The sequence below is a fragment of the Staphylococcus sp. EG-SA-10 genome, assembly GCF_017151945.1.
Lineage (GTDB): Bacteria > Bacillota > Bacilli > Staphylococcales > Staphylococcaceae > Staphylococcus > Staphylococcus aureus.
In genome coordinates, this window is record NZ_JACVZJ010000043.1 from 1 (window position 1) to 2,596 (window position 2,596).

2 protein-coding genes and 3 pseudogenes are annotated in these 2,596 nt (G+C 27.5%); 4 read left to right on the forward strand and 1 reads right to left on the reverse strand.

Going from position 1 to position 2,596, the window contains the following annotated elements:
* Positions 1-127 (forward strand): annotated as a pseudogene (locus IDG45_RS13655) (IS6 family transposase); the annotation flags it as partial.
* Between the two features lie 59 nt (positions 128-186).
* Here IDG45_RS13655 and IDG45_RS13660 read toward each other — a convergent pair.
* On the reverse strand, positions 187-615 hold the full coding sequence (locus IDG45_RS13660) for a VOC family protein (protein WP_000671996.1): 429 nt from the start codon (positions 613-615) through the stop codon (positions 187-189).
* Positions 616-695: 80 nt separating this feature from the next.
* Between IDG45_RS13660 and IDG45_RS13665 the strand changes: the two genes are divergently transcribed.
* From IDG45_RS13665 to IDG45_RS13670, 3 genes and pseudogenes are all read left to right on the forward strand, one after another.
* Complete coding sequence (locus IDG45_RS13665) at positions 696-1,625, forward strand: helix-turn-helix transcriptional regulator (RefSeq protein ID WP_000750311.1); 930 nt, start codon at positions 696-698, stop codon at positions 1,623-1,625.
* Positions 1,626-1,664: 39 nt separating this feature from the next.
* Positions 1,665-1,757, forward strand: a pseudogene (locus IDG45_RS14190) (LEM-3-like GIY-YIG domain-containing protein); the annotation flags it as partial.
* Between the two features lie 29 nt (positions 1,758-1,786).
* A pseudogene (locus IDG45_RS13670) lies at positions 1,787-2,467 on the forward strand (hypothetical protein); the annotation flags it as partial.
* Positions 2,468-2,596: the final 129 nt, after the last annotated feature.

Consider the following 2,596-nt stretch of genomic DNA (forward strand, 5'->3'; position numbering starts at 1 on the left):
CAATACAGCAAAGAATACTTTAAAAGGTATTGAATGTATTTACGCTCTATATAAAAAGAACCGCAGGTCTCTTCAGATCTACGGATTTTCGCCATGCCACGAAATTAGCATCATGCTAGCAAGTTAACACAAAGTATTATTTTAAAATTGAGATTAGACATTTATTTTTCAACTTTGCAGCAGAACCTAATTTTTTCTCTTTGTAAATAAATGCAAAGAGATACCATAAGGATCTCTTACATAACCATAACCTTCAGTATAGAATTCTGGACTAAATGTTTTCAATACCTCACTGCCTTTTTCTATTAACTGGTCATATACATGTTTAGTTTCTTCTACTTGGTCAAAAGTGAGACAAAGAGATATATTATTACCTTGTGTTATGGGCAAACCTTCAGTGTCATCTGCGATCATAATTTTTATATCTCCAAATTGAAGTACACATTGATCAATTTTATTTAAATCATTTTCGTCAATATTAAGTTTCTTATCTATAGGTCTATCTTTAATACGTTGAATATACAGTGTTTTAGCGCCAAACAGCTCTTCATACAACTTTTTTAAACCCTCTGCATTTTGAGTGATTAAAAAATATGGACTTACTTGAAATTTCATGTTTTTTCCTCCTTAGATTTGTTATAAATAGAGTATATACTTAATTAGTGTCATCTATTGACACTAAAAGGAGAATAATAATGAAAAAATCTGTTAGATTATATAATATGATTGAATATTGTAATGAAAATAGGAACTTCAAATTAAATGATTTAATGTCAGAATTTAATATTTCTCGTAGTACCGCTTTAAGGGATATAAAAGAAATTGAAGCATTAGGAGTACCTTTATATAGTAATCCAGGGAAAAATGGTGGTTATACGATCATAGGTAATCGAGACCAAACGAAAATAGCAATCTCAGATGAAGAGTTGAAAGCTTTAGTATTTACACTTTCGAGTATTTCAAATGTGAGTAATCTACCTTTTCAAACAGAATATCAAGAAATATTAAAAAAATTATATAATAACTCGAATAAAAAAGAGTTAATAAACCAATATAATGATCTATTTCAATATTTTAATGAAGATAAGTATCAGTTCAAAAGTTATAAGTTATTTAATGAAATCATTAGATTGATAATTGAGAATAAGTCTTTTGAAACCTGTTATTCACAAAACTATATTAAAGAACAATATAAAGGTATTGGCATTATGTATAAAAATCATCAATGGTATTTTGTTGTAGCTAATATAGAATCAAAGTTAGTGAATCTATTAAATATTTCGAAAATAAAAGAACTATATGAAATGGGAGAGACTCAAGAGTGTAATGATATAACTATGCAGAATTTTCAACAGTTCATGGTTAAAAATGAAACAGCTATTGATATTCTTATTAGAAGCAATGTTATGGGATTGAATATCTTGAAAGGCTACCTGTGGAGTGACTATATGATTGAAAATATTGACGAAGAGACATATTTATTTAAATCAAAAGTGAACGCGAAAGATATAGATTTTATAGCTAAGTTAATTGTCACAGGTGGTGTCAATGTAAAAGTAGAGACCCCTAATAGTTTGAAAAATGCTGTTAAAGTTGAATTAACTAAAATAATAAACATGTATTAATAGTAATTTAATCATAATTGTAATAACAAAAAGATGACAACATTAAACAATTTAAATTTATACAAAAAAGCATTACCAAATTTAAAATTGGGTAGTGGTAGTGCTACAGCATACATAAATAGTTATAATTAAATAAAGATGGGTCAATGAAGGTGAATTAAGTGAATAAAAATATTACAGCTCTAAAATCTACTGAAAATACTACATATATGCAGTATACGGTTCATATCGATGATCAAATTATAAATAATATAAAAGAGTGTACCAAAAAGTTTAAAATTTTGCCTATGGAAGATAAAATTCCATTATCACCGTTGTTACAACCAGAATATGCAGGAGAGGTACAAGATTTTATTAGTACATATGAGCAGTTTATGATTAATTTTGGTAAAGTAATATTGGATAGTCAAGGCATAAAAATACAGTTTGAAAGTGAATCATTAAGTAGTATTCAACGAGGCATTCAAGAACATTGTTACTTAAATGAGCGAACAAATGACATTGATGTGACTAAAGAATGGTATTTATGCAAATTTTCAAATCAAATATTAGAAGAGGATAAAAATCAATTGTATAATGCTTTAAAGCAACTCATGAATGATTCTAAAAATAAAAAGCAAGCTTTTCAAGAGGTGTTTAAGGTTCATATTGATATTTATCTCTACAATAAAGAAAAATCTGAATATAAGTATCAAGTATCTAGTTATTTCAATCTTGTAAAAGAAAATCCTAAAATAACTTATAAAAAAAGACATTTACAAGAGAAACAAGGTGTCAAGGGTACAACTTTCACGAACAAATTAAAATTATTGAACAAAATGTATGGTGTAGATGTTGCAAAATAGATAAAGTCCGTATAATTGTGTAAAAGTAAAAAGGCCATATAACAGTCCTTTTACGGTACAATGTTTTTAACGACAAAAACATACCCAGGAGGACTTTTACATGACCCAAGTACATTTTACACTGAA

What these genes read in the sequence shown, in the direction of transcription:
- IDG45_RS13665 (WP_000750311.1), top strand. Translation starts at nt 696, where the DNA reads ATGAAAAAATCTGTTAGATTATATAATATGATTGAATATTGTAATGAA.
- IDG45_RS13660 (WP_000671996.1), bottom strand. Translation starts at nt 615, where the DNA reads ATGAAATTTCAAGTAAGTCCATATTTTTTAATCACTCAAAATGCAGAG.